A 26,099-nucleotide genomic window follows, 5' to 3' on the forward strand; every position below is an offset into this window, starting at 1 on the left:
AACGCATACCCACTTTCTGTCAATGCCAAAAATACGAAAAGGACGGCCAGCCGCTCGGCTGACCGTCCCCTACATGGAGCTTATAGCATATGAAATTCGTCAATCGTCGTCCTCGTCGTCTTCGCCTGCGGCCAGACGCCGCAAATATTCTTCGTCCGCGCGGTCGCGGGCGCGTCCCTTGTCCTTCAGCCGCTCGATCGCCGGCATGATGAGCAGATCGACTTCCTTCTGCACCGTATAAGCGAGATCGTGCCGGTCGACCGATTCGAGAAACGAACCGACCTCCATCAGCGCGTTGTACCGGTCCAGCTCTCCGCGGGTCAGCAGCCCCCGCACTTGAACGCTGCAATGTCTCACGGGCGTTACCTCCTACCGGAACCGTCTCATGCGGCCGTCAAAACTTTCCTTTGCGCAGGACGAGCGGAATGCCGCCGATGATGTACAAATACCGCAGGTCGATCAGCTTCTTCATCAGCGCCGCCATGCCGCCCTTCAGCTTCTTGCCGAACACGATGCCGATCGCCTCGCCCTTGCCGAGCGATGCGACGACGCCCTTGTTGTCGAACTTGAATTCGCGCAGCGGCTGGTTGCGGATCGATGCGACCAAATTGTACGCGCAAGTGACGCCCTGCTGCATCGCGATCTGGGCCGTTGGCGGATAAGGCCGTCCTTGATCGTTGATAATAAGGGAGCAATCGCCGATAATGTATACATTTTCAAACTGAGTCGTCCGCAAAAATTCGTCGACCTTGACGCGGCCGCGCATCGCCTCGAAGCCGGCCTGCTCGACGAGACGGTTGCCGCGAATGCCTCCCGTCCAGACGACGGTCGACGATCGGATCGTTTCCCCGTCGGCGAGCACGACGCCGTCCGGCGTGCATTCCTTGATCGCGGTGGCGATTTTGAACGTGACGCCTTTGTTCGTCAGCACTTGCATCGCGTATTCGACGAGCTCCGGATCGAAGCCCGGCAGCGCCGTCGGGGCCGCTTCGATGTTATATATTTTGACAAGCGACGGGTCGACGTCGAACTCCTTGCACAGCTTCGGAATACGGTCGGCCAGCTCGCCGATGAACTCGATGCCGGTGAAGCCCGCTCCGCCGACGACGAATGTCAGGTAATCTTTCCGTTCGGGCTCGCGCTTGAACTTGGCGAACTGGTACTCGATATGCTCGCGGATCAAGCGGACGCTGTTGATGCTGCGAATGTTGAGCGCATATTCTTGAAGCCCGGGGATGCCGAACGTTTCCGACTCTCCGCCGAGACCGATAACCAAGTAATCGTAGGACAGCGTGCCGTCCTCTAGGATGACTTTTCTCTCCTGGGGCTTGATTTGGACGACGGTCGATTTGACGAAATCGATCTTGAACTCGTCGATCAGCTTGGAGATGCTGACTCGCGCATTCTCCGGATCGTCGGTTCCGGCCGCAGGCATGTGCAGGTGCGTCGTGATGTAATGATAGTCGTGCTTGTTGACCAGCGTGACGTTCGCTTCGTTATAATTGAGCTCCTTCTGCAGCCTCAGAGCGGTCAGCACGCCACCGTAGCCTGCGCCCAAAATGACGATTCTTGGAACTGTGCTCATCTGTTATCCCTTCCATATCCTTGTTGGTTTTGCTCTCTATACGTTCTTCTTAACATTGTGAAAAATGACACAAGCGCACATGCGTCGATCGCATCTGCGGCCCCATTCGGTCCCGCACGCGGCGGCTTAAGCCCGCTTCCGGCGCTTGTACGCAATTTCTCCAATCCTATGAACGTTTATCAAGTGCAATCATATATCTTCCCATACAAAATATCAAGCGCCAAGATGTCTAAATTTTGTCGTTATTTGTGACAAAATCGCTTCCCTTCGACTAGTTTGGAAGTTTATAATGAGATGGTGTGAAAATACGACTCGGAGGTGTCAAGTTTCGTGTCATCGAACGTACAGAGCCAACCATTGACCGACATCATCATTATCGGCGGCGGGCCTGCCGGTATGTTTGCGGCGTTCTATGCGGGAATGCGTCAAGCGTCCGTCAAAATTATCGAGAGCATGCCGCAGCTGGGCGGACAGCTTGCTGCGCTTTACCCTGAAAAATACATTTACGACGTTGCGGGCTTTCCGAAGGTGACGGCCCAGGAGCTGGTCAACCGGCTGAACGAGCAAATGAGCCATTTTCCGGTCGACGTCTGCCTCGAAGAAAAAGTGCTCAAGGTCAGAAAACTGGACGAACGCCATTTCGAGGTGGAAACGGACAAGGGCGTCCATTCGTCGAAGGCGATCATCATTACGGCCGGGGTCGGCGCATTCGAGCCGCGCAGGCTGGAGCTGCCGGAGGCGGCGAAGTTCGAGAAACAAAACCTTCATTATTTCGTCAGCGATCTGAACAAGTTCGCCGGCCAAAAGGTGCTCATCAGCGGCGGCGGCGACTCCGCGGTCGACTGGGCGCTCATGCTGGAGCCGATCGCCGAGAAGGTGACGCTCATTCACCGCCGCGACAAGTTCCGCGCGCACGAGCATAGCGTCGAGCTGCTCATGAAATCGAAAGTGAACGTCGTGACGCCGAAAGAGATCGAAAGCTTGAACGGAACCGACCGCATCGAATCGGTCACGATCAAGGACGTCAAGTCCGGCGCCGTCGAGAACGTGCCGGTCGACGCGGTTATCGTCAACTTCGGCTTCGTCTCCTCCATCGGGCCGATCGCCGAATGGGGACTGACGATCGACGGCGGCTCCATCGTCGTCGATTCCCGTCAGGAGACGTCGATTCCGGGCATTTTCGCCGCGGGCGACATTACGACGTATCCCGGCAAGCTGAAGCTGATCGCCGTCGGCTTCGGCGAGGCGCCAACCGCCATCAACAACGCCAAAGTGTACATCGATCCGGATGCGAAGCTGTCCCCGGGCCACAGCAGCAACATGAAGTTTTAATAGCGGCTTTTCACGCAAAAAGGTATTCCGACAACCGTCGGAATACCTTTTCTTTCATTATAATGCGAATCCGCCGCCGCTGCGCGGGGCACGCTATCCGTAATCGGCCGCAGCCATATTCCACGGAAAGGGGACAGCTTTCATGACATCATCCGTTTGCCCGCTCTGCAACGGGCTTCTCCCCCTGCATGCGCCTTGCCCGAATTGCGGCCAGCCGCTGACGGACGGCGGCAGGCTCGACGATTATACGGGGCCTTACGCCCCTTATCGGCCGATCGACGATATGAAGCTGACGAACGGCTATCCGGATTTGGCCGAGCATACGTGCATTCACCGGACGTACTGCGCGGCATGCGGCCGGGACGCCGTCCTGCAGGTGAAGGAATGGGATTCTTAACGGCCGGCGTTTAATTCGCCGCCGATCTAAGAAACGAAGGCAGCCGGAAAAACGCGACGGCGAGCCCGGCCAAGCCGAACGTCAGCAGCACGAGTACGGCGCCGGCGACGTCGCCGATATGGGCGCCGTGCGCGATGACGTCGAGCAGCGAGTGCTGTGCCCAATATTGCGGCGTGAAATGGCCGATCTTTTGGACCAAATCGGGCAGCATGTAGGACGGCATCCACAGGCCGCCGACCATGGCTCCGCCCATCGAAATCAATTGCGTAATGACCATCGCCGCTCCTTCCCCCGGTACGATGAACGATAGACCGAGACCGATCCCCGTGCCCGCGATGCTCAAGCCGAGCACGATGAGTCCGAGCGCGTACGTATCGCCGAGCTGCAAATCGTAAACGAAATGACCGAAGGTGAACAGAACGACGCATTGGGCGATGACCGTCAGCATGAACGGCACCCACATGCCGATCAAGTAGTGCAGCGGCTTGATGTTCGTGCTGCGGATGCGCGAGAGAAGGCCGGTTTTCTTCTCGTCGAAGAAACGCCGCGTCATCGTAATCATAATATAGAAGACGAACATGACCGTCATGCCCGGCACCACTTGATCGATCGGATCGAAATGATCGGAGGAAGCCGCGACGGTTTCGATCCGGATCGGGGAAGCCAGCGTCCGCTCCGCCTGCGCCTCCGTCTCGCCGAGCGACTGCAGCGTGGAGCTCAGCTTCTCCTCGCGGTATTGCTTGGCGATCCCGTCCAAGAGGGCTTGGATCGGGGCGACCGACGCCTCCGCCGCCGCGTCCCGGATCAGCTTCACATCGGCGGCGCCGCCGCTTTTCAGCGCCGCTTCGAAGCCGGGCGGTATGACGAGGACGGCCGTCAGCTGCCCCTGCTTGATTTGCTCGATTCGGTCGTCCAGCCCCGATGCGTCCGACGGCTTTACGTCCATGACCCGCCCCGCCTGCGCGAGCAGCGCCCGCGACGCTTCCGTCCCGTCCTGGTCGACCGCCTGCAGCGTAATCGTACCCGAATCGCCCGATCCATTGAACACGGAGGCGAACATGAGGATGAACAGCAGCGGCATGAGCAGCAGGAAGAAGAAGCTGCGCCTGTCTTTGCGGATCAGTTTCAATTCCTTCAGGATGATCGCTCTCATCGTTTATCTCCCTCTTTCTTGTTCCGAGCGGTCGACGGCCGCAACGTTAATCTCGCAATGCCGTACCGGTTACGGTCAAAAATACGTTCTCGAGCGACGGCCGGACGACCTCGAGCTGCTTCACGTCCCACCGGCGGTGCGCCGCTTCGTTCAACAGCCGCTGCATCAGTTCGCCGACCCGGTCGGTTTCCAAAATCCATCCGGCCCCTTCCTTGGACGCCTTTGCGACGCCGGGACTATGAGGCGGCTCTTTCATCCCCGCCACTTCCACGTAAATCGCCTGCCGGCCGTATCGCTCCAGCAGCTCGCCGAGCGGTCCTTTCGCCTTGACGGTGCCTTGATCCATAATCGCGACCTCGTCGCAAAGCGTCTCGACCTCTTCCATATAATGCGTCGAATAAAGGATGGCGACCCCTTCCCGGTTCAACTCCCGGATCATGTCGAATATATGATTGCGCGACTGCGGATCGATGCCGACCGTCGGCTCGTCGAGAATGAGCAGCTTCGGGCGGTGCAGCATCGCCGCGGCGATGTTGATTCTCCGCTTCATGCCGCCGGAGAACGTCTGCACCTCGTCGTTCGCCCGGTCGACGAGACCGGTTCGCTCCAGCACCTCGCGAATGCGCTTCTTCAGCTCGGCGCCGCGCACGCCGTACGATTGGCCGAAAAACTCGAGGTTATCGTAGGCGCTCAGCTTCTCGTACAGCGTAATGTCCTGGGGGACGTAGCCGATATGACGCGCAACGGCGTCGGCGTCGTTCGTCGCGTCGCGGCCGAACAGCTTCACGGTGCCGCCGTCGGCATTGACGATGCCGGTCAATATTTTCATCGTCGTCGATTTCCCCGCCCCGTTCGGACCGAGAAAGCCGAACGACGTCCCGGCGCGGAGCGAAAACGTCACGTCGCGCAGCGCTTCTTTTTTCCCGTACGCTTTGCGCAGCTGCGATACTTCCAAAATCGTCTCCATACGGTATCCCTCCTACACGGTCAATTTCTTCTCCAACAAATAAGCCGACAACCGTACGATCGCGTACGAAACGACCAGGCTGGCCGCCACGGCGGCGGGCATCCCCCAACCGTACGGAAACAGGACGGCCATCTGCGCGCCCGAATCGCGGAGCATGCCGTTTTCCGGGAATAGTCGGTCGAGCGAGGCGTACATCCAACCGCCCGAGCTCATCACGACGACCCACAGGACGGGAGAGAGCGGTCTCCAAGACGTATGCTGCGCACTCGCCAGCAGCATGCCGAGCGACAGCAGCAGCGGGCTGAAGCCGACAAGCGGAAGCAGCCAGTTCAAGCCGGATACGGCGAACGACACGACGTCGTCGAACGTGTAGCGGCTTATGAAAAGCGCGATGATCGCGACGTACAGCGTAGCGGCGGCGAAGACGACGGCGACGATGGCGACGATGCGCAGCCAAGCGCCGATCCATTTGGCGCCGACGAGTCGCAGGCGCGAATACGGCAGCGTCAGCCACCAGCCGTACGTATCGTTCTCCCATTCCCGCTTCACTTGGCCGACGCCTATGAAAAACAGCGCGAAAGGAAAGCCGGCCGTCGCATACCAAATATGATCCAGCTGCAGCGTTTCGCGGATGGCGAAATACGTCGTCGAGCCGATGACGGCGATCAGCACGATCGACAAGTAGGCGATCCACCACCATTTGGCGACAGGCGTACGGCTGCGCTTCCTCCAGCTTCCTTTCCGCTTGAACTCGTGGCGCACGAGCGCCCAAAACGTATCGGAACGCATCAACGCTTCCACTCCTTTGCGTACATAGTCCGAAAGACGTCCCGGAGCGAGCCGTACTCGGCGCGCAAATCGTCCGTTTCGCCTGACCAGATCGCCTTTCCCCGGTCCATCATGACCGTATAGTCGAAGAGCCCCTCGACCTCCTGAATATCGTGAGTGCTGATCAGCATCGTCTGGTCGCGGCTTTCCAAATGATCGATAATGCCCGAGACGATCGCCTCGCGGGACATGACGTCGATGCCGGCGAACGGTTCGTCCAGCATGACGAGCGGCACGTCGCGGGCGAGGCATAGAATGAGAAGCACGCGCGCTTCCTGGCCGCGGCTCATGCCGCCGATCTTCGTGTCCAGCTCGACGTCCATCCATCCGGCGAGCCGCTTGGCGGTTTCCATATCGAACCCGGGCAGGAACGATTGCCCCCACTCGATCGCCTGCATCGCCGTATAGTTCGGGTACCAGCGCGCCCGATCGGGCAAGTAGGCGATATCGCCGTTCGTTCGCCAGCCGGGCCGGCGGCCGAACACCTCGACCGTGCCTTCGTCGGGCGTGACGAGACCCGCGATCGCGCGGAAGAAGCTCGACTTGCCGCAGCCGTTCGGGCCGAGGACGCCGACGATCCGGCCGGCCGGAATGTCGACGGTCAGTCCGTCGAGCGCCGCTTTCCTGCCGTAACGTTTCGTCGCCTGCTTGCATGATATAATCGGCTGCGTCATGATGTCGGCCCTCCTTCCTCCGCCCGCGACCGGCGTCGGACATAATCTTCGATGTCTTCCCACGTCATGCCCAAGCTTTCCATCTGCGCCATGAACGACTCGATGTAGCGGGCCGCCAGGTCCGTCCGGAACGTCTTCACCCGTTCGGCGGACGACGTGACGAACGTGCCCTGCCCTCGCCGCTTCTCCGTCAATCCGTCCCGCTCCAGCTCCATGTACGCACGCATGACGGTATTCGGGTTCATCCGCAGCTCCTGCGCCAGCTCGCGCACCGACGGCATTTTCTCTCCCAAGCCGATCTCTCCTTTCGCGATGGAACTTCGCACTTGATCCAATATTTGCTCGTATAGCGGTTGACTGAAATCGATGTGAAATCGTAACGCGCCAACCTGCTGTTCGTTCATCGGCGTACCTCCTGTCTTCCCGTTCGTTCCGGTTACTCGTTCTAAGTGTATTATATCACTTAGTACACTTAATGCAAGTAACTTTTGGCGGAATGCAAAAAAGCGCCCCGCGAGGAGGCGCTTGCCGCCAATTGCCGCATCCGATCACAACAAAGAAAAAAACGATTCGTCCTTGCCCGACCCGGGACCGCCGCTCTTCTCCCGCAGCTCGGTCGGCGTCATTCCCCAAAACTTGTGAAACACTTTCGTGAAATACCGTCGTTCCGCGTACCCGACCGTTTTGCCGATCTGGGTGACGCTTTTGTCGGTCATGAGCAGAAGCGACTTCGCCGTCTCCATCCGCTGCCGGGTTACGTATTCGACGAACGTCTCCCCGTACTGCTGCTTGAACAGCAGGCTGAAATAGCTGCAGCTGATGCCGAGATGGTCGGCCAGCTCCTCGATGCCGAGGTCGTTGCCGAGATGGCGGTGAATGTAGTCTTTGGCGCTCATCATGAGCAGCTCGCTCGTCTTCTTGGCTACGCGCGCGTTCAAGCATTCTTGGACGAGCTCGTCGATCGTGCAGAGCAATTCCTTGACGCTTACGCTTTTCTCGAGCTTGGCCCAGACCGCGTCCTCCCGGCTTCCTTCCAGCATGCCGACCTCGCGCATTTCCCGCATGAGGTGCAGGACGACGAAGTGCAAAATTTGCTCGCCGCGCAGCACCGACTGCGCCAAGATCGCCTTCACGCTCGCGTTCAGCCCGCGCGTCGCCTGCTCCGTCCGCGCCCGGTCGCACTGCTTGAGCCCCGCTACCAGCTCGTCGACCAAGGGCCACAGCGACTCGTCCTCGGTCTCGCTCTCGTCGCACCGGTTGTCCACGAGCAGCACTTGCTGCTTCTCCGGCGACAGCTGGAGCGCCCGCTGGACGCATTTGTAGCTTTCCGCCAGCGCTTCCATCGGGACGGGACACGGGTAAATGCCGACGCTGACCGGCAGCTTGACGTATTGGGCGACCGCCTGCTGCAGCGTCTCGCACCAGCCCCGCACTTCGTCCGACGCGGGATCGGGACTGCCCGGCCGGCGCCGGACGAGCACGCACCATTCCCCTTCGCGGGTTTGCAGGACGGCGTAATCGAGCTCGCGCGGCAGCAGCGCTTCCTGGAGCACGTTGCGGACGGCGAAATTCCACAGCTTTCGCTCGCGCTCGTTCCACGGCCGGGCGATGCGCGAATAGCCGTCCAGATCGGCGACGAGCAGCGTGTAGTCGAACCGCCTCATCGCTTCCTCGTCGTCGGACGGCAGATGGGGATCGCTGACCGACGCGTAGTCCATCAGGACGTCGTACAATATTTTTTGATGGGCGAGCGTCGACAGATGCCGCCACTTTTTCTCCTCGTTCCGCTTAGCCGCGCGCCGTTCGCGAATTTGCTGGGCGAGCCGCTCGACGATCGACTGCAGCTCCTCGTAATCGATCGGCTTCAAAATATAGTCCTTCGCTCCGTACTTCACCGCCGACCGCGCGTAATCGAACTCCTGGAAGCCGGTCAGCATGATCACTTCGCCTTCGTATTGGCGCTCCTGCAGCTGCTGGAGCAGCGCGATGCCGTCCATGACCGGCATCCGGATGTCGGACAGGATCAGATCGGGCATCCGCTCCTCGATCAGCTCGAGCGCCTTCGCGCCGTTCGTCGCCATGCCGACGATGTCGATGCCCATGCGTTCCCACGGAATGACCGTCTGCAAGTTGCGCATGATGTTGATTTCGTCGTCGACGAGAAGTGCCTTCAAGTTCATCCGCGTCACCCGGCCTCGTATTTCGGTATCGTTATTTGGATGATCGTACCTTTCCCTTCCTCGCTGCAGACGAATAAGCCGTATCGCGCGCCGTACTGGATACGGATCCGGTCCGCCACGTTCGGCAGGCCGAGTCCGATTCGCTCGATGGCGGCGCCGCCGTCCTCCGCCGTCTGACGATGCGGCTCGCCGCAAGGCTCCTCCGTCTTGGCGTGGAACCGCGACAGCGTCCGGTGCGGGATCCCTTTGCCGTTATCCTCGACGTACAGGACGATGCGGTCTTCGCGTTCCTCCGCCCGCACGACGAGCCGCCCCCCGCGCTCCATGCCGTCGAAGCCGTGCTGGATGCTGTTCTCGACGAGCGGCTGCAGCGTCAGCTTCAAGATCGAGAAGCGGCCGAGATGGTCCGGCACGTCGATGTCGTAGTCGAACAGGTTTTCGAACCGGTACGACTGGATTTGCAAGTAATTGCGCAAATGATCGATCTCGAGACGGAGCGGAATTTCTTCCCGCGCGGTGAAGCTGATCCGGAGTATCGTCCCGAGCCGGTGCACGAGCTGGCTCACCTTGCGCCCTTCGTTCTGGACGGCGAGCGCGTTGATCGACTCGAGCGTGTTGAAGATGAAGTGCGGCTTGATTTGCGCCTGCAGCAGCATGAGCTCGGCTTTGTTTTTGCGCTGCTGCTCCCGCTTCACTTCCTCGAGCAGGGTGCCGATCCGCGCCACGAGCGAATTGAAGCCGCGCGCCAGCACCGCCGTCTCGTCCGTTCCCTTCGTCAGCACGCGGATGTCCAGATCGCCGATCTCGACCCGCTTCATCGAGCTGACGACCTTCAGGATGAACCGGATGTTCCGGTTGACGAAGAGCAGGTTGAACAGCAGCGCGCAGACGAGCGACAGCGTCGTAATCGCGGCGATCCACCGCACCACGACGACGGTCGACCCGGACAAGACGTCCCACGGCGTCACCGACACGAGCGTCCAGTTCATCGAGCCCAGGTCGCTCAGCTCCAAATGATGGACGGACACGACGCTTTCCACTCCGTCGAAATCCATTTTGCCGCTCGCGTATTCGGACGCGAGATCGATTCGCCCGGCGGTCTGGTCGAAGATGGACCGGCCGTCCAGCTTTTTTTTGTTGTCGACCATGACGACGCCGTCCCGGCCCACGATCATGAACCGGACGTCCTTGCGGGCTCCGGTGCCGAAAAAGTTGAAAATTTTGTCCAGCTCCTGAAATTGCAGCTGCTGGATCAAAATGCCCTTGTTGTCGAGCGTATATTTGTCGTTGACGACGCGAATTTGCGTAAACAGCCCGTTGTCGCCCGTCAGCTCGGGATATTCGTGCGGTCCGATCCATTTGGACAAGCCGTTCAGCCGCCTGACCTCCGGATAGACGGGATGCCGGATGAGCGCCTCGTACGGCATGAGGCTGTGGCCGATTTTGCCGTCGCCGAATCCTTGCCCGCGGAAGTTGTACAGCGCGACCGAGTAAGCCGGAGCGTACGCGAGAAACGTCCGCTGCAGCGTCCGGATGTTGGCGGCGATGTCGATCAGCTCGATCCGCTCCTTCTCGGCGAGCGCGTCCTGGATGTCCTGCTGCAGCAAATTGACGTCGGAGAAGTAGTTCGCTTCCTTGAGCATGTACGTGATGTTGCGTCCGACCGCCTTGAGCGTAAATTCCGACTGCTCGGCGAAGTTTTTCTCGATAATATGCTGCGACACCAAATACGTGATGACCCCGAGCACGAACAAAGGGACGACGATAAATCCGACAAACGCCGTAAACACTTTTTTGCGAAGATTCATCGCTGCGCCCCCTCTCTCTCTGACGTCATTCGCGTTTGCCGCCGCCGCACGGCGGGCCGAATGCGGGAGCGACCGGCCGAAACGGCCCCGCCCCGGTATGGCCATCCTTTCCGCTTGACGGCGAACGACGACTCCGTTACGCGTTCGCGGGTCCGATCTCAACGCTTCGTTTCCTTGTTCGCGCTTTCTTGAACGAGCTGGACGCTCTCGAGCAGCTTCTCCGCGGTCGTCTTGCCGCCGAGCAGCTCCTGCATGCCGGTTTCGAGCCGTTCCCTCACCTTCGCCTGCACAATCGAATCGAATGCCGGGAACTTTTTCGTATCCGCCGCTTGAAGAATTTCGCCGACGATCGGATTGACGCCGGTCAGGTCGGTCAGCTTCATCGCGGGCAGGACGCCGACCTCGAGCAGCTGGCGCTTCTGCATCTCTTCGCTGAACATGATTTTGATAAACTGCTTGACCGCCTTCATCTCGTTGTCGTTGACGTTGGCGGAGAAGCCGTAGCCGTTCGAATAGCTGGCGTTGATCGCCCCGTCGCCCTTCCCTCCCATGTCCGGGAAGTTGAAGAAGCCGACGTCGTTTACGATTTTCGACTTGTCCTTGTCCCATAGCGCCGAGTTCACCCAGCTGCCGTCGAACATCATCGCCGCTTCGCCGCTGCGGAACGCGTTTTGCTGCTCCGCGTATTTCAAGCCGAGATTGTTCGCTTGGAAGTAGCCTTTCCGGACGAGCGTCTCGTACCGCCGGAAGGCGTCGAGGACGTCTTCGTCGGTCCATTTCCTCGTCCCGTTCACGAAGCCGGGGACGGAATCGACGCCCGCCGTGCGCACCCACATCGTGTTGATCATCATGTTCGCGACCCAGCCGTCGGCCGAGGCGAGCGCCAACGGGGTGACGTTCGCCGCCTTCGCCTTCTCCGCGACGGCGAGAAATTCCTCCCACGTCTTCGGCACGCCGACGCCGAGCTCGCGGAACAGCTTCTTGTTGTAATAGACGCCCTCCACGAACCCGGCCGTCGGCAGCCCGTACACTTTGCCGTCCACCGTAAATTCGTCGAGGTTGAAAAATTTGTCCTTCAAGCCGAGCTCGTTCAAAACCGGGGTCAAATCGAGCAGCCGGTGCGCCTTCACGTACTTTTGCGTATCCGTCCCGCCGAACAGATCGAATATTTTCGGCGGCGTCCCCGTCGCCATCTCCGCCGGCAGCTTCTCGAACCGGTTGACCCGGTCTTCGACGCCCTCCATCTCCACCTTCAAGCCCGGCACGTCCCGCTCCATCTTGGCGACGACGTCCTCGAGCATACGCAGCCTCGGCTTCGCATCGTCGCGCACCTGCACGTGTCGCAGCGACACGGTGAACGGCTTCGCCTCCTCATGGCCGGGCGCTGTCCCGCCTCGTCCCCCGGGGAAGGCGCAGCCGCTCGCCGCGACCGACAACGCGAGCGCCAGCGGGAGCAGGACGGTTCCTTTTCGGTTCATGCGCTCCCCTCCTCCAAAGCCGAACGAAGTCGTCGCGCGACGCGGCGTTTCTCCGGTGCGCGTCATTCTGCTCTCATCATAAACGATAATCGAACCGTTGTCAGGACGTGCCGGACGGGTGGCGGTCAGCCTTTTACGCTGCCGGCCGTCACGCCCTCGATAATTTTTCGCTGCAGCACCGCGTAGACGACGATGACCGGGATACAGCTGATCATGACCGACGCGCAGAGCGCCCCGTAGTTCATGTTGAACTTATCCATGAACGCGACGACCGCCACGGGCAGCGTGCGCAGGTTTTGGCTGGACAGGAACATGCTCGCCATGATGTATTCGTTCCAATGGTTCATGAAGTTCAGGATGAACACCGTGACGAGCGTCGGCGTCGTCAGCGGCAGGACGATTCGGCCGAGCAGGCCGTAGACGGACAAGCCGTCCATGATGCCCGCCTCCTCCAGCTCCTTCGGGATCGATTTCAGAAACGCCGCGATAATGAACACGGACAGCGGAATGCCGAAGGCGGTATACGGCACGAGCAGCGCGAGCGGCGTATTGTAGAAGCCCATGTCCTTGATCATGATGTAGAGCGGAATGAGCAGCGACACCGGAGGAATGAGCAGCGACAGCAGCAGGACGCCGTAGACGAGCTTGCTCAGCTTCGGGAATTTCATCCGGGTGACCGCATACGCGATCGCCGTCGCGAGCAGAATGCCCGCCAGCGTGGACAGCGTGCTGATGTACAGGCTGTTGAAGAAATATTTGCCGATATGCGAGTTCGAAAAGGCGTTCGCATAATTGTCCCACTCGAACGATTCGGGCAAACGCCACGGCTTGAGCACGATTTCCGAATTGCCCTTGAACGACGAATTGAATACGAACAAGAGCGGATACAGGATGATGGCGACGTACGGAAGGAGGATCAGGTGCGGAACGATATTCATGCGGCGATTCATCTCAATATTCGACCTCCTCCATCCTTCTCGTGACCAAGTAAAAGATCAGCGTCAGCAAACAGGTGAAAAGGAAAATGATGATCGAAATCGCGTTCGCGTAGCCGAACTGCGACATCGAATACGCTTGCTTGTACATGTACGTCCCCATCACTTCGGAGCTGCCGAACGGTCCGCCCGACGTCATGATCAGGACGATGTCCATCGCCTTCATCGCGCCGGTGATGGACAGCAGCGTAATGACGAGGATGACCGGCCGGATGAGCGGCACGGTCAAATACCGCGCCTTGCGCCAGCCGACGGCGCCGTCGATTTCGCCGGCCTCCTGCATCTCCTTCGGAATGGCGAAGATGGCGGCCAGCACGAGCACGATGTAGAAGCCGGTCCACTGCCACGCGTTCGTGACGAGGATGGCGAGATAGGCGAACTTTTCTTCCCCGAGCCAGCCTCGCGTCCACGACTCGAGCCCGACCGCGCGCAAAATTTGGTTGATCAGCCCCGCGTCCGGGTGGTAGATGAACTTCCAGATGATGCCCACGATCGCCGTGGACAGCACGCTCGGCAAAAATACCGTCGTCTTGTAAAAGTCGATGAAGCGGCGGACGCCGCTGACGAGAATCGAGATGAAGACGATGAACGGAATTTGCACGAACACGGAAAAGAGCACGAAATAGATGTTGTTTTTCAGCGCTATCAGAAACTTTTCGTCGTGAAACGCCTTGACGAAATTGTCCAAGCCGTTGAACGTCGCTTCGTTGATACCGTTCCAGCTCGTGACGGAATACCGCAGCGAGCTGAACATCGGGGCTACGTAAAACGTGACGTACAGCGCCAAGGCGGGGACGACGAACAGCGCGTAAGCTAGCGGGTTGCGCAGTACTTTGTTCATGGTAACCTCCTGAGAGTTTTTTGCGGAGCAAAAAACTCGCTTCGTAAACAGATGCCAAGCTTTTGGCGGAGCAAAAAACTCGCTTCGTAAGCAGATGCCAAGCTTTTGGCGGAGCAAAAAACTCGCTTCGTAAGCAGATGCCAAGCTTTTGGCGGAGCAAAAAGCTTGTTCCCTTCTCTCTTCTAAGCGTCCTTGGGGCGCGATTTTGCCCCTACCCCGAGACGCCCCGCCAATAAGGTGCATTTGTACCTTATTGGGCCGCGAGGACGGCCGTTTACCTCTACACCCGCCGAATAAGGTACATTCGTACCTTATTCGCCGCGGGGACGGGCCGTTCGCCGCCGAATAGCGTACATTTGTACCTTATTTGCGCGCGACCGGCCGAATTTCCGCTCCACACCCGCCGAATAAGGTACATTTGTACCTTATTCGCCTCGGGGACGGCCGTTCACCCCCGAATAGCGTACATTTGTACCTTATTGGCTCCCGACCGGCCGAATTTCCGCTCCCACTGGCCCTGGCCGCAGAGAAAAGCGGACGCCACCGCTTTCGTGTGGCGCCCGCCGCGTATGCCCTTATTTCGCTTTGTTCGCCTCGTCCTGCGCCTGCTGCATTTTCTCCGCCGCTTTCTCCGGCGTCACCTTGCCGCCGAGCAGCTCCTCCGACGTCGCCTCCAGCGTCTTCTTCACCGTCGCCTGCACGAGCGAGTCGAAAGCCGGGAACGCGCCTTTTTTCGCCGCGACCTGCGCTTTGACCACTTCGGCGACAAGCCCTTTCGTATCGCCGATGTCGGCCAGCTTCATGGCCGGGATGCGGCCGGACGCTTTCAGCTCGCGAAGCTGGTTCGCTTCGGTAAAGTAATTTTTGATGAACGCCTTGACCGCTTTCAGCTCGTTCTCGTTCAGCTTGCTGGAGAAGCCGTACCCGTTCGAGAAGCCGCCGTTGATCGTGTCGTCGCCCGGTCCGCCCATGCTCGGAAAGTTGAAGAAGCTGACGGTGTCCTTGATCGTCGACTTCTCGCCGGTAATCCCCGCGATCGCCCAGCTGCCGTCGAACAGCATCGCCGCCTGGCCGGTATAAAACTTCGCCTGGCCGTCCGGATATTTCATAGCGATGACGTTTTTGTCGATGTAGCCTTTTTGCTTCAGCTCGTCAAGCTTCTTGAACGCCTCGACGACCGGCGCGTCCGTCCACTTGGAGCTGCCTTTCGTGAAGTTTTCCTGAATTTGCGTACCGCCGAGACGGACGAAGAGCGTGTTCAGCATCATGTTGATGACCCAGCCGTCCCCGCTGCCGCCGCCCATCGCGATCGGCGTAATGCCCTTCGCCTTGAGCGCCTCGCATACTTTCAAAAACTCGTCCCACGTTTTCGGCACCTGCACGCCGGCGTCCGCGAACATTTTCGTGTTGTAGAAGACGCCCTCCACATATCCCGCGTCAGGCAAGCCGTAAATTTTGCCGTCGACCGTAAATTCGCTCAGGTTCATGAATTTGTCCTTCAAACCGAGCTCCGTCAAAATCGGCGTCAAGTCGAGCAGGCGTCCCGCCTTCGAATAGTTTTTCGTGTCGTCACCGCCGAACAGGTTGAAGATCGGGGGCGGGTTGCCCGCAGCCATTTCCGCCTTCAGCTTCTGGTCGCGGTTGACGACGTCCTCCACGCCGTCCAGCTCGAACTTCAGGCCGGGCACCTGCGACTCGGTCGTCTTCACGACGTCCTGCAGCATCGCCAGCGTGTTTTTCGCCGTTTCGCGCACGTTGATGTGACGGATCGTCATTTTGAATTCTTTCGCTTTGTCCGTCTCGGCCGGTTTCGCGGTCGTATTCGCGGGAGTCGACCCGCCCGTCTTCGTATCGGCTGTTCCGCCGCCGCAAGCCGCGGTCGTCGCCGCCATCGTCAATGCCATGACGACGGACAGCCATTTCGTCTTTTTCATACCGTGACCTCCTGAATGGATTCGGTTCGTTTCGCTTACACCTCGATTATAGGAACAACCGGGACGTTCCAGTAGACGGACATTTCACGAATGGAGGGGCAAAATTCTCTAGTCGGGCGTTTCGGGACGGCGGGCAGGCGAGGAACAAGCGCGAGGGGAAGCGACCGTCGACGGCCGATCCGGGAGGAGCGAGCGCGATTTAAAGGTCGTCGGTCATGGTGCAGTCAAAAGCAAAAAGCCGCCCTTCGACAGGCGGCTCCATTGCTTTAGCCGTATTCGATTGCGATTGCCGCACAGCGGCCGCATCCGGACCGGGCCCGCGGCGATGCGAAAGTCAGCCGGTTGCTGACCGTACGCCGGTATCCGAGCTTTCCGGAGAGGCGAAACGTCGCGCTCCGACGGCGCCGAATCCGATTAGCGGCCCCGGCTCGCCGCGACGACGAACCGCTCCCGGTCCAGAACCGGCACCGTCGCGTATACGTCGAGACGCGCACAGTGCCGGACGTCGTCCGCGCAGCCCTTCCCCGCCAGCTCCCGTCCGCTTCCGCAGTCCGTGACGAGCGGCGCGATGCGGGCTTCGGCATGGCGGAACGCGCCGACGCACACCTCCGCCTCCGGGGAGCGGCTCCCGCCGAGAGCGCTCAAGATCGCCCCTGCGCCCAAGTAGTCCTCGACGGCCGGACGCAAGCCGTTCTCCCCCGGCCGCGGCGCTTCCCACTTCTCTCCGCAGGCGACGACCGTCACGTTCGCGCCCGAGGCGGCGCGAAGCCGGTCGGCCTCGCGTGCGGCCGCGGAAGCGTTGAGCAGGCAGCCGACCAGCAGCGCCGGCGCGACCGAGCCGATTCGCGCGCATACGGCGCCGTTCAAGGAGCACAGCACGAAGCGGCGTCCCGCGTGCGCCGGGCCGAACGTGACCGGCGACAGCGTCGGGTTGCCGGCGCGAGCCGCCTCCGCCCGGCCTATGATGATGTCGGCGCCGTGACGATCGGCGAACGCGCGCAGTCCGTCGTCCTTCGGATGCGGATAGACGACCGCTCCGTAATGGAGCGCCGTGACGACGGTGGACGAGAAGCTGAGCACGTCCACGATGACGACGATATCGCCGCGCTCCGCCGCCTCCCTGGCGCCGCGTTCGCCCCATTCCAAGCAGCATTCGTAGGGGGATTGATCGAACATACGGTTATGCGCCTCCTCCATGGAATAAACATCGTTTTGTAGTGCCATGTATTGTTTCGGGCTCGGGACTTTTTTCGCTTTCGGTACGCACCGCCGTAACCCACGTCCCGCATCGGGCAGGATTGCGAAAGCCGTTGAAGAAGTAGTGCAATGAACGGAGCCGGACGGCGGCAATCGAAACAACGTTCTGCTCTTGCGGGGCCGTTAGGGGAATAACCCGTCAACTAAAAATTCGAGGAGCGACGATATGTCTTTTCCCTTTGACTGTATTAGCGATTTTATGTTTTTCGAAACGGAGATAGGCCCGTCGGACGCGATCCTCATTCCGGGGGCCGGCCAGCCGGCCCTCATGGAGCGAGCCGCTGCGTTATATCACCGGGGGATCGCCCCGCTGATCGTTCCCTCGGGCGGCGCCACTCCGAATGTGGAAACGACGGAATGGGCCTTTCTGCGAGACATCGGCGTTTCGCTGGGCGTCCCCCCGGACGCGATTTTGAAGGAGGACCGAGCGGCCCATACGTTCGAAAACGCCCGCTTCTCGTTGGACGTGCTGCGCCGGCACGGCGTGTCTCCCCGAAAAGTCGTGCTGGTCTGCAAAAACTACCATGCCAGGAGGGCGCTGCTGACTTATCAATTTGTTTTTCCTGAAGAGACCGTTTTTTATGTCAGTCCGATCGTCGACCGATCGGGGACGACCAAGGACAACTGGTTTCGCGACGACGATCGAATAAAACGGGTCATGGACGAGCTGGAGAAGCTGGGAAAGTATTTCCGCGGCCAAATATCGAATTGGGCTTGAATCGCCGCTTTCGCAGTCGATCGCCGTATTCAGGCGGAGGCTGCCGTCTTCAACGGGTCGTGCCCGCCGGTAACCGGAGGCGGGAACATTCGATTATGTTCAACTTTTCCCGGGACATCTTTGAACCTTTTGCTACGCTAGGAGGAGGAGGTGTACGTCATGAGCGATCGGCAAACCTACGAACCGACCGCCCTCGAGCTGATGGAGTACCATGTCGAGGCGCTGTTCACTCACGACCGGAACGGACGGCTTCGCCACGTAAACGAGCCTTGGCCCGGAGCGGTTCCCGCCCCCCGGTTGTTCTTGGGGAGGACGGCGGACGGCCCGGCCGTATACCGGTTCCGGCACGATGTCCCGGAGACGCTTGTCGGGCAGTTGGCGGAATTATGCGCCGACGAACCGATCGTCACCGATTTCGAGACGAAGCCTAAGCATCTCGACGCCTACGGGAGCCTCCTCCAAGGGGAGCGGGTGAATTCGGGGCCGTGCTTCCTGGTTCCCGACCATACGGCGCCAACGGCGGAGACGATCGCCCTCACGCGGGACAATGCGGCCGAATGGCTTCACGGACGCTTCGAATGGCTCATCGAGGAGCTCGACTACGCGCAGCCTTGCATGGCGCTGGTCCGCGACGGACGGGCCGTCTCGGTCTGCCGCAGCGTTCGCATTACTTCCCGCGCGCACGAAGCCGGACTCGAAACGTTGGACGATGATCGCGGCAAGGGGTACGCCGCCGCGGTCGTGGCCGGTTGGGCGAAGGCGGTGCGGGAGGCGGGACGCCTGCCGCTGTACAGCACGTCGTGGGACAACCGCGCTTCCCGGCGCGTCGCCGAAAAATCGGGTTTGGTTCCTTACGGAGTCGCGTTCACGATTTTCTGACCGTTCCCGATCGGACGGCGCCGCGTCGGGACACCTAGCCGACGGATTTATCCACATAATTATCCACATTTCACCCACACCCCCATAAAATCTGTGGATGACTTGTGGACAAAAGCGGAGCGGGGAAATCGGGGCTCGACGAAGCGTGTCGACGTCCGCCCCGATTTTTCGCCCGGCGGCAACAAAAAAAGCTCAGTTCGCCTGAGCTTCTTGACCGTAATACAAGTTGAGCTTGCGTCTTTTGATTTCCGCCAGGAGCAGCATGACGAATTCCCGGTCCAGCTTCAGATCGACCGCTTTTTTATACGAATCGATCAGCGCTTCGTTGCTTAACGTTCTCATGTCCATCACCTTACTTCTTACTTATTTTCGCGATGCGCCTGCGGCCGACTGACGAATCACCACGGATGCCGGAGGTCCGATCGGCGAATCGGATGTCGCGAATCGGCCGCCGTTACCGATATCGCTTCCCGCTTCCGTTGGCTTCGTTCTCTCTAGTGCCTACATCGTAACATGGCGTTTCTTGTAGAACAACCGCCCCCTTATCCACACGGAAATGTGGATATCTTGTGGGCACTTTGTTGACAACTGTCACAATATGTCTATTGATCAGGTCGAATAATGTGCATAACGTTATACACAAGCGTTTGCGGCTGCATGTCCATAAAAACATTTTATAGAATCGCTAGAGACGGCAGATTTCCTTGATAGATTCATAGAGTCGCTCCGAAAGATCTTTGCGGCAAGCCGCCCCCGAGGCGCTTGCGCGACAAAGCCCCGCCTGGCGGCGAAGCATGGCTGGGCCATACTCCCGTCACCCGGCAGGGCTTACGAAGAACCATTTCAGTTCCTGTCCTCTTTCCTTTCATGAAATGTCCGATAACCGCTTCAAGGGCTCGCTACAATGAAGGTGTTCGCGAACATTTTATCCGCTTCAATCATGAAGGAGGACGATACGCTTGTTCCGAAAATGGAAGTGGTTCGCCACGATTTTGCTGTTCGTCACGCTGATCCCCCTGCTCCCTTCACGCGCCGGCGCGGCAGATTTGCTCATTCCCAATTACAGCTTCGAATCCGGGCTTGCCTCCTGGACGCAAAATTTCGGCACAGGCGGCATTACCGTTGCCACCGACAAGTTCAGAACGGGAAGCCAAAGCGTCAAAATAGTCGACACGATCGGTACCGGCCAATTCGGCATCCAGAGCGGCTTTATGCCCGCAACGGCGGGAAAAAGCTATTACGCGTACGCCTGGGCGTATATCGTCGGCGGGAACGCCGACCTGTATTTGCGCTTCTACAACAGCTCGCATACGCTGCTTACCTCTTCCTTCGTCTCCGCAAGCACGCCCGCAGGCCAATGGACGCCGTTAAAAACGGGAGCGGTCGCTCCGGCCGGAACCGCCTATGTGGCCGTGCTTCTGTATTCGAACGTCGCCAACACCGGAACGGTGTATTGGGACGACGCGATGGTGACGGCCGATCTGACCGCCGTCGGTCCGGTCGTCCGCAATGCGGCGATGCGCAGCGCCACGCTCGGCACGAACGCGAGCGGCAAACCGGCGTTCTATATCGGCTTAAACGGAGCGAGCGGCATCGACGCCAAAATGGTCGAGGTCGACGTCAACAGCGCAACGGTGACCCGGCAGATGAACATGCCCGGCGCGACATACGCCCATTCCGCCGCTACGACCAGCGACAATAAAATCATGATGGGCACGTACCCGAACGGCTTTTTGTTCCAATATACGCCCGGTGCGGCCAGTCCGGTCAATCTCGGCAAGGCCGTGTCCGACGCCTCGTACATTATGGCGCTCGCGCCGAGCAATTTGCCGGGCAAAGTGTACGGCGGCACGTATCCGAATTCCGGCGTGTTCAAATACGAGCCGGGAGCGGGTTTCTACACGTTCGTGCCCAAGCCGTTTTTCCCCGGCTCGGAATACACGTATTCGATCGCCTACGACGCTCCGAACAACGTCCTGTACGCCGGCACGGGCGGCGTCCAAGCGCAGGTATCGCGGCTCGAAAACGCCGGCGGCCAGCGCAACGACAATCTGCTTCCGGCTGCGGTCGCAAGTGCGAATACGGCTGCGGACAAGATGAGCTACTCCGGCGGCAAGCTGTTCGTGCGGGTCATTCCGGAATACAAGGAAGTCGTGCTGGACGTGACGGACAATCCCGACGGCACCGTCACGACCGTGACGGACGCCATCTTCCCGGCGCACTCGTACGGCGTGTCGCCCGAGCTGAACGGGAAAGTGTACTACTCGTACGAGGGGCTGATGACGTACGATTTGGCCACGAAAACGACCGCCCCGGCGCTGAACCCGGACAACGCGACGAAGGCGCTCACCACCGTCAACGGCTACGCCTGGGGAATCGCGACGCTGGACGACAGCGCGAATTACCCGGGACCGTCGATCGTAGGCGTCGGCCACAGCTCGGGCGGCATCGTGCTGTTCAAATACAACCCGACGACCAAAAAGAGCAGCACCACGCTCCTGACGGCGATCGACGGCGTGCCGACGGATATCAGCACGGTCGGGAAAGGGCCGGACGGCAACATTTACGCGGGCGGCTTCCTGTCCGGCAATATGGGCGTCTACAGCCCGCTGCGCAGCGACCGGACGACGATGCTGTACGGCATCAGCCAGCTGGAGGGCATGGTGGCGCAGGGCGACAGCCTGTACCTCGGCGGCTACCCGAACGCGAACATTTACCGCTACGATTTGTCCGCAGGCTGGGGCAACCGGACGCGCATTCTCGACCTGGGCACGTCGGATTTGCAGGAACGGCCGTACGGCATGGCGCAGGGCGACAACAACATCTTCATCGGGACCGTCGCCGCCTCCGGACAGCTGAAGGGTGCGCTCACGATTTACGACACGCTGACGAATACCGCCCGGGTGTTCCGGGATATCGTCCCGAACCAGAGCATCGTCTCGGTCGCCTATCTGGACGGCTACGTGTACGCGGGCTCGACGATCGGAGGCGGCAAAAACACGACGCCGACCGCGACCGAGGCGAAGCTCGTGAAGATGAACGTGGCCACGGGGGCGTACACGACGTTTTCGATGCCGGTGTCCTCCCAAGGGGTTACGGCGCTGGCCGTCGGGCCGGACAACAAAATTTGGGGATTGTCCGAAGGCTACCTGTTCGTGTTCAACCCGGCAACCGATACGTTCGAGTACAACGCGCAAAAGTTTACCGACGTCAGCTACGCGCCGGGCTCGCAAATTACCCGCGACGGCTCGCTGGTGATGGGCCGGACGGGCAGCAACGCGATGTTCGGCACGATCAAAAACCATTTCTTCCGCATCGATACGACGACGAAAACGGTAACGACGCTGTTCAACGGGGCGTCGGCGGTCAACAGCGCCACGGCCGACGACTACGGCCACATTTATTTCAGCAGCGGCAACACCTTGTACCGCTGGGCTTATTGAGCCCGCATCGCTCGGTCCGCGAAGTCGATAAAATGCCGCCAATCGGACAGCCCCATATCGTGCTTGCCCGTTCGGATATGGTAGCCGACCCCGCTGCCGAAAACCGGCGTATCCGCCGGAGGAAGCGACGCGGTGCCGAGACCTTCCGAGCCGAATAACCGGTACACCGGCTCCGCGGCGATCAACGAGAGGAACTCGGATTCCGGGTCGGCCCAAAGATCCTCGGTCGCGCTGGACACGTACAGCGCCCGCGGGGCGATCAAGGACAGCAGCATATGCTGATCGACGGGAAGCTCGTTTTCGCGGCCGTCGAAGGATTTGTACGTTTCGCAAAACCAGTGGGGGAAACGCGCGTTAATATCGCGAATCGTTTCCCCCCGCTTCCCTCTCGAAAGCGCGGCGCCGGTACAGCCGGAATTGTTGCTCACGACCATGGCGAACCGCGGGTCGATCGCGCCGGCCCACAGCGCGGTTTTGCCGCCCCGGGAATGGCCGACGACGGCCACGCGGCGCGGGTCGATGTCGGGATCCGTTTCCAGGTAGTCCATCGCGCGGCACGCTCCCCACGCCCAAGCGGCGATCGTCCCCCACGCGTGCGGGGAGCGCGGCTTCTCGACCGGGTCGAACAGGCCGTGGACGCCGTCCGCGAACCCGTCGTCGCGATCCGGATCCAGCTCCTCCGTGTGAAACAGGGCCGCGGCGTATCCCCGGGATACGATCAGCTCCGCCGGCCAAAACGGCGACGACGACGCCCGCTCCGCATCGGCAACGGCGCGCCCGCGATTGTTGATCAGCAAAAAGACGGGCACCGGCTTCGCCGCTTTCGCCGGCAGGAAGAGCAGCAGCCGGAACGCGCCGGCTCCGCCCGGCCCTTCGAAACGGATCTCGACCCGTTTGCGAATGGCGGCCCCCTCCATGAAGCCGTCCTCCTTCTCGACATGGAAGCCGATGTGCTCCGGGCGCCCGACCGGTTCGCGCCCGTAGACGTAGTCCCGGAACAGCCGCAAGATGTCCGGTCTGCGGACGCTTCTCCACTGTTCCTCAGTCGTCACCTTCCGTCCGTCCGAGCCGAGCAGCGGATCGGGCAGCGATCGTTGTTCGAGAGTCATGTCCTTTTCCCCTTCCCCGTCATTTGTCCGTGAACGATTATGCGAGTGTTCGGGTCATGATCCAATCCGTTTGTTCATCGTCGCCCATATAAAAAGAGTGGGCTCCCGTATAAACAAAACCCATTTTCCTATAAAACGCAATAGCGTTTTCATTTTTTTCCCACACGCCCAGCCAAACTTTCGTTTTATGGCGTTCCCTTGCGACGTCCATCGCTTTCGTCAGCAAATAGCTGCCGAGGCCCCGTTTTTGAAATTGGCTTTTGATATAGATCCTCTCGATTTCGAGCGCTTCGTCCCCCATTTCCTCAGACTGGGCGTCGTCGGTATTGACCTTTAAATATCCCGCGACTTCCCGGTCGGCAAGAACGAAAAAGAATTGCGAAGAAGGATGGGATACTTCTTTTTCCAATTGGCTGAGGTTGAACGCCTGTTCCAGATAGGCATTCATATTTTCGGGCGAATTGTGCCGCTTGAATGTGTCGTAAAAGGTTTCATAGCCAACCGCTTGAAGCTCGCGCAAATCTTCGAGGGTACATCGTTTGATTTCGATCGTCATGCAGGCCGCTCCTTTCCGTAATCAATACGCTCTCTCGTTTCCCTTTTTCACCGATTCCCAGTCTTTTTCTACATTTTTTCGGATTCGGTGCAGAAGACGGAAGACGGTTTCCGCTTCCTCTTCCGAAAACCCCTTCAAGGCGACGCTATTGGAATAATCGTGTTCTCTTTTGATAAAAGGATAAACCCGGCTCCCCTTCTCGGTCGGAAACAGCTTTTTAATTTTTTGGTTATGCGGATCCTCTTTCTTTTCGATAAAACCGTTCGTTTCAAGCTTTTTGATCGCGCGGGCCGCCGTCGTTCTATCCACCTTGATCATCTCGGCCAGCTTTTCTTGAATGATTCCCGGATTTTCGCAGATGCGCACAAGGTACAGGTACTGCCCTTTCGTAAGGTCGTATTCTTTAAATTCGATATTGCTGATCGAATCCAACGCCCTGGCGATCATTCCGATTTCACGAAGAATTTCCTTCATCCGAACCCCCCTGCACGTATTTTGTTGCAAATGCAATAAAATGCCCCGTATTCAATGTACGTTATTTTTGTTGCATTTGCAACATAAATAGCGCAAGGCCGAATGCGGCGACCTGTTTTTAGGCACAAAAAAAAGCTGCCGCCGGATCATTCCGGTTCGGCAACTTCCCAAGCGATGCTCAGCTTGCGGTCGGCCCATCGGCGCACGACGGCTTCGACGGCCGCCTCGACCTCCTCCTCGCTCAGCTCCTCCAGCTTCATGTCGTCGATCTCGAGTTCGTCTTCCTTCACCTGCTCGCCGTCCACCGACAGGCTGATTTTGATCTTCACGTCCCGCTCCTCCCGCTCGCCGCACGCAGCGCGGCACGCCGTTTTCGAACATTATACCCGTTTTGATTATAAAAAGACACAATCCGGTTTTCCGTTATTGCGTTCCATCCGTTACAATATAAGGAGGGCCATCCGAAACCTGTGCTTTGCGATCCTTACACGAGAAAGGGGAGGAACGATGAACACGGACGCGCTCGAACCGTTTCTGGAGGAACAAAGGGGAAGCCGCAATCGGCTGTACTCGCTGCTCGGCCGCTTGCCGCCGCGCAACCGGGCGATCGCCGCGGAGACGGTCTTTACGGAGGAGCGGGACGGCTATCGCTTGGAGAAGCTGAAGCTCGACTTGAACGGCATCGAGCCGGTCCCCGCCTACCTGCTGCTGCCGAAGAAGGCCAAGCAAGGCCGCGAGAAGCCGCCTGTCATCCTTTATCATCATTCGCACGGCGGCTTCTACGGCGTCGGCAAGGAGGAGCTGCTGACCCCCGCGCCGTATTTGCAGCCGCGCGGCTACGGCGAGGAGCTGACGGAGCGCGGGTACGCGGTGCTCGCAATCGACAGCTGGGTATTCGGGGAACGAAGCGGACGCTCGGAATCGTCCGTCTTCAAGGAGATGCTGTGGCACGGCCGCTCGATGCTCGGCATGATGCTGTACGACGCCATCCGGGCCGTCGACTACGTCGCGTCGCGGCCGGAGGTCGACGCCGGCAAAATCGGCACCGTCGGCATGTCGATGGGCAGCACGATGGCTTGGTGGCTCGGTGCGCTCGACACGCGGATCAAGGCGGTCGCGGACATTTGCTGCCTGACCGACTACCAGGCGTTGATCGCCGACGGCGGACTCGACCGTCACGGACTTTATTACTACATACCGGATTTGCTGACGCACTTCACCGCTTCGCAGATCAACGCGCTGATCGCGCCGCGTCCCCGTCTCAGCTTGGCCGGCAACCTCGATCGGCTTACGCCCGCCGAAGGACTGGACCGGATCGACCGCGAGCTGTCGGCCGTCTACGCCTCGATCGGCGCGCCGGACGCCTGGAAGCTGCTCCGGTACGACGTCGCTCACGAGGAAACGGCGGAGATGCGCGAGGAAGTGCTCGCCTTCTTCGACCGGACGCTGTAGACGGCTGGGTGCACACGCAAGAAAGGAGGCTGCCGCCCG

General features: G+C 59.7%; 25 protein-coding genes. 6 read left to right on the plus strand and 19 right to left on the minus strand.

The window, feature by feature from the left end; genetic code table 11:
• Positions 1-99: 99 nt before the first annotated feature.
• Complete coding sequence (locus DLM86_RS15135; RefSeq protein ID WP_110840871.1) at positions 100-357, minus strand: hypothetical protein; 258 nt, start codon at positions 355-357, stop codon at positions 100-102.
• 37 nt (positions 358-394) lie between these two features.
• Complete coding sequence (locus DLM86_RS15140) at positions 395-1,585, minus strand: NAD(P)/FAD-dependent oxidoreductase (RefSeq protein ID WP_110840872.1); 1,191 nt, start codon at positions 1,583-1,585, stop codon at positions 395-397.
• 330 nt (positions 1,586-1,915) lie between these two features.
• On the opposite strand from DLM86_RS15140, the gene DLM86_RS15145 reads away from it, so the two are divergent.
• A complete protein-coding gene (locus DLM86_RS15145) occupies positions 1,916-2,917 on the plus strand; it encodes an NAD(P)/FAD-dependent oxidoreductase (RefSeq protein ID WP_110840873.1) in 1,002 nt (333 codons plus the stop codon).
• A gap of 142 nt (positions 2,918-3,059) precedes the next feature.
• Entirely contained in the window at positions 3,060-3,314 is a 255-nt protein-coding gene (locus DLM86_RS15150) for a hypothetical protein (protein ID WP_110840874.1), read from the plus strand.
• 10 nt (positions 3,315-3,324) lie between these two features.
• On the opposite strand, the gene DLM86_RS15155 is transcribed toward DLM86_RS15150, so the two are convergent.
• The 12 genes from DLM86_RS15155 to DLM86_RS15210 all read right to left on the minus strand — a co-directional run bounded on the left by DLM86_RS15155 (position 3,325) and on the right by DLM86_RS15210 (position 17,348).
• Positions 3,325-4,467, minus strand: coding sequence for an ABC transporter permease (locus tag DLM86_RS15155; RefSeq protein ID WP_110840875.1), 1,143 nt, complete (start codon positions 4,465-4,467; stop codon positions 3,325-3,327).
• 46 nt (positions 4,468-4,513) lie between these two features.
• On the minus strand, positions 4,514-5,434 hold the full coding sequence (locus DLM86_RS15160; RefSeq protein WP_110840876.1) for an ABC transporter ATP-binding protein: 921 nt from the start codon (positions 5,432-5,434) through the stop codon (positions 4,514-4,516).
• Between the two features lie 12 nt (positions 5,435-5,446).
• Positions 5,447-6,223 (minus strand): ABC transporter permease, encoded by a 777-nt coding sequence (locus DLM86_RS15165; protein ID WP_110840877.1) that lies wholly within the window; start codon positions 6,221-6,223, stop codon positions 5,447-5,449.
• The gene (locus DLM86_RS15170; RefSeq protein ID WP_110840878.1) at positions 6,223-6,936 is read right to left on the minus strand and encodes an ABC transporter ATP-binding protein; all 714 of its coding nucleotides are present in this window, start codon (positions 6,934-6,936) and stop codon (positions 6,223-6,225) included. The genes DLM86_RS15165 and DLM86_RS15170 overlap by 1 nt, the downstream gene beginning before the upstream one ends.
• Complete coding sequence (locus tag DLM86_RS15175) at positions 6,933-7,340, minus strand: GntR family transcriptional regulator (RefSeq protein WP_110840879.1); 408 nt, start codon at positions 7,338-7,340, stop codon at positions 6,933-6,935. Before DLM86_RS15175 ends, DLM86_RS15170 begins: the two co-directional genes overlap by 4 nt.
• A gap of 144 nt (positions 7,341-7,484) precedes the next feature.
• Entirely contained in the window at positions 7,485-9,116 is a 1,632-nt protein-coding gene (locus tag DLM86_RS15180) for a response regulator transcription factor (protein ID WP_110841057.1), read from the minus strand.
• Positions 9,117-9,121: 5 nt separating this feature from the next.
• Positions 9,122-10,924: a cache domain-containing sensor histidine kinase gene (locus DLM86_RS15185; RefSeq protein WP_110840880.1), complete on the minus strand. Its 1,803-nt coding sequence runs from the start codon at positions 10,922-10,924 to the stop codon at positions 9,122-9,124.
• A gap of 158 nt (positions 10,925-11,082) precedes the next feature.
• Positions 11,083-12,402 carry an extracellular solute-binding protein gene (locus tag DLM86_RS15190; RefSeq protein ID WP_110840881.1) on the minus strand — a complete coding sequence of 440 codons (1,320 nt, stop codon included), beginning with the start codon at positions 12,400-12,402 and terminating at the stop codon, positions 11,083-11,085.
• 125 nt (positions 12,403-12,527) lie between these two features.
• A complete protein-coding gene (locus tag DLM86_RS15195; protein ID WP_110840882.1) occupies positions 12,528-13,352 on the minus strand; it encodes a carbohydrate ABC transporter permease in 825 nt (274 codons plus the stop codon).
• Position 13,353: 1 nt separating this feature from the next.
• The gene (locus DLM86_RS15200) at positions 13,354-14,238 is read right to left on the minus strand and encodes a carbohydrate ABC transporter permease (protein WP_110840883.1); all 885 of its coding nucleotides are present in this window, start codon (positions 14,236-14,238) and stop codon (positions 13,354-13,356) included.
• Between the two features lie 575 nt (positions 14,239-14,813).
• The gene (locus DLM86_RS15205) at positions 14,814-16,172 is read right to left on the minus strand and encodes an extracellular solute-binding protein (RefSeq protein ID WP_110840884.1); all 1,359 of its coding nucleotides are present in this window, start codon (positions 16,170-16,172) and stop codon (positions 14,814-14,816) included.
• Between the two features lie 414 nt (positions 16,173-16,586).
• The gene (locus tag DLM86_RS15210; RefSeq protein ID WP_110840885.1) at positions 16,587-17,348 is read right to left on the minus strand and encodes a 2-phosphosulfolactate phosphatase; all 762 of its coding nucleotides are present in this window, start codon (positions 17,346-17,348) and stop codon (positions 16,587-16,589) included.
• Between the two features lie 247 nt (positions 17,349-17,595).
• On the opposite strand from DLM86_RS15210, the gene DLM86_RS15215 reads away from it, so the two are divergent.
• Entirely contained in the window at positions 17,596-18,147 is a 552-nt protein-coding gene (locus DLM86_RS15215) for a YdcF family protein (protein WP_110840886.1), read from the plus strand.
• Between the two features lie 159 nt (positions 18,148-18,306).
• Positions 18,307-19,026 (plus strand): GNAT family N-acetyltransferase, encoded by a 720-nt coding sequence (locus DLM86_RS15220; RefSeq protein ID WP_110840887.1) that lies wholly within the window; start codon positions 18,307-18,309, stop codon positions 19,024-19,026.
• Positions 19,027-19,218: 192 nt separating this feature from the next.
• Here the strand turns inward: DLM86_RS15220 and sda are convergent, their stop codons facing one another.
• On the minus strand, positions 19,219-19,368 hold the full coding sequence (sda, locus tag DLM86_RS15225) for a sporulation histidine kinase inhibitor Sda (RefSeq protein ID WP_110841058.1): 150 nt from the start codon (positions 19,366-19,368) through the stop codon (positions 19,219-19,221).
• 617 nt (positions 19,369-19,985) lie between these two features.
• Here sda and DLM86_RS15230 point away from each other — a divergent pair.
• A complete protein-coding gene (locus DLM86_RS15230; RefSeq protein WP_110840888.1) occupies positions 19,986-22,469 on the plus strand; it encodes an NHL repeat-containing protein in 2,484 nt (827 codons plus the stop codon).
• Here the strand turns inward: DLM86_RS15230 and DLM86_RS15235 are convergent.
• From DLM86_RS15235 to DLM86_RS15250, 4 genes are all read right to left on the minus strand, one after another.
• Positions 22,463-23,578: a dienelactone hydrolase family protein gene (locus tag DLM86_RS15235; RefSeq protein WP_110840889.1), complete on the minus strand. Its 1,116-nt coding sequence runs from the start codon at positions 23,576-23,578 to the stop codon at positions 22,463-22,465. The two genes, DLM86_RS15230 and DLM86_RS15235, sit on opposite strands and share 7 nt — an antisense overlap.
• 37 nt (positions 23,579-23,615) lie before the next feature.
• Positions 23,616-24,134, minus strand: coding sequence for a spermidine/spermine N(1)-acetyltransferase (paiA, locus tag DLM86_RS15240; RefSeq protein ID WP_110840890.1), 519 nt, complete (start codon positions 24,132-24,134; stop codon positions 23,616-23,618).
• Between the two features lie 21 nt (positions 24,135-24,155).
• Positions 24,156-24,608, minus strand: coding sequence for a MarR family winged helix-turn-helix transcriptional regulator (locus DLM86_RS15245; RefSeq protein WP_110840891.1), 453 nt, complete (start codon positions 24,606-24,608; stop codon positions 24,156-24,158).
• Between the two features lie 146 nt (positions 24,609-24,754).
• Entirely contained in the window at positions 24,755-24,937 is a 183-nt protein-coding gene (locus tag DLM86_RS15250) for a hypothetical protein (RefSeq protein ID WP_110840892.1), read from the minus strand.
• 178 nt (positions 24,938-25,115) lie between these two features.
• On the opposite strand from DLM86_RS15250, the gene DLM86_RS15255 reads away from it, so the two are divergent.
• Positions 25,116-26,060, plus strand: a complete 945-nt coding sequence (locus DLM86_RS15255) for a dienelactone hydrolase family protein (RefSeq protein WP_110840893.1) — start codon at positions 25,116-25,118, stop codon at positions 26,058-26,060.
• Positions 26,061-26,099: the final 39 nt, after the last annotated feature.

This window comes from Paenibacillus flagellatus, from assembly GCF_003217775.1.
Classification (GTDB): domain Bacteria; phylum Bacillota; class Bacilli; order Paenibacillales; family NBRC-103111; genus Paenibacillus_AB; species Paenibacillus_AB flagellatus.

Coding starts and splice junctions, on each gene's coding strand:
- DLM86_RS15245 (WP_110840891.1), bottom strand. CDS start 24,608: ATGAAGGAAATTCTTCGTGAAATCGGAATGATCGCCAGGGCGTTGGAT.
- DLM86_RS15200 (WP_110840883.1), bottom strand. CDS start 14,238: ATGAACAAAGTACTGCGCAACCCGCTAGCTTACGCGCTGTTCGTCGTC.
- DLM86_RS15185 (WP_110840880.1), bottom strand. CDS start 10,924: ATGAATCTTCGCAAAAAAGTGTTTACGGCGTTTGTCGGATTTATCGTC.
- DLM86_RS15175 (WP_110840879.1), bottom strand. CDS start 7,340: ATGAACGAACAGCAGGTTGGCGCGTTACGATTTCACATCGATTTCAGT.
- DLM86_RS15190 (WP_110840881.1), bottom strand. CDS start 12,402: ATGAACCGAAAAGGAACCGTCCTGCTCCCGCTGGCGCTCGCGTTGTCG.
- DLM86_RS15170 (WP_110840878.1), bottom strand. CDS start 6,936: ATGACGCAGCCGATTATATCATGCAAGCAGGCGACGAAACGTTACGGC.
- DLM86_RS15235 (WP_110840889.1), bottom strand. CDS start 23,578: ATGACTCTCGAACAACGATCGCTGCCCGATCCGCTGCTCGGCTCGGAC.
- DLM86_RS15215 (WP_110840886.1), top strand. CDS start 17,596: ATGTCTTTTCCCTTTGACTGTATTAGCGATTTTATGTTTTTCGAAACG.
- sda (WP_110841058.1), bottom strand. CDS start 19,368: ATGAGAACGTTAAGCAACGAAGCGCTGATCGATTCGTATAAAAAAGCG.
- DLM86_RS15205 (WP_110840884.1), bottom strand. CDS start 16,172: ATGAAAAAGACGAAATGGCTGTCCGTCGTCATGGCATTGACGATGGCG.
- DLM86_RS15140 (WP_110840872.1), bottom strand. CDS start 1,585: ATGAGCACAGTTCCAAGAATCGTCATTTTGGGCGCAGGCTACGGTGGC.
- DLM86_RS15220 (WP_110840887.1), top strand. CDS start 18,307: ATGAGCGATCGGCAAACCTACGAACCGACCGCCCTCGAGCTGATGGAG.
- paiA (WP_110840890.1), bottom strand. CDS start 24,134: ATGACGATCGAAATCAAACGATGTACCCTCGAAGATTTGCGCGAGCTT.
- DLM86_RS15180 (WP_110841057.1), bottom strand. CDS start 9,116: ATGAACTTGAAGGCACTTCTCGTCGACGACGAAATCAACATCATGCGC.
- DLM86_RS15195 (WP_110840882.1), bottom strand. CDS start 13,352: ATGAATCGCCGCATGAATATCGTTCCGCACCTGATCCTCCTTCCGTAC.
- DLM86_RS15150 (WP_110840874.1), top strand. CDS start 3,060: ATGACATCATCCGTTTGCCCGCTCTGCAACGGGCTTCTCCCCCTGCAT.
- DLM86_RS15160 (WP_110840876.1), bottom strand. CDS start 5,434: ATGGAGACGATTTTGGAAGTATCGCAGCTGCGCAAAGCGTACGGGAAA.
- DLM86_RS15210 (WP_110840885.1), bottom strand. CDS start 17,348: ATGTTCGATCAATCCCCCTACGAATGCTGCTTGGAATGGGGCGAACGC.
- DLM86_RS15255 (WP_110840893.1), top strand. CDS start 25,116: ATGAACACGGACGCGCTCGAACCGTTTCTGGAGGAACAAAGGGGAAGC.
- DLM86_RS15155 (WP_110840875.1), bottom strand. CDS start 4,467: ATGAGAGCGATCATCCTGAAGGAATTGAAACTGATCCGCAAAGACAGG.
- DLM86_RS15165 (WP_110840877.1), bottom strand. CDS start 6,223: ATGCGTTCCGATACGTTTTGGGCGCTCGTGCGCCACGAGTTCAAGCGG.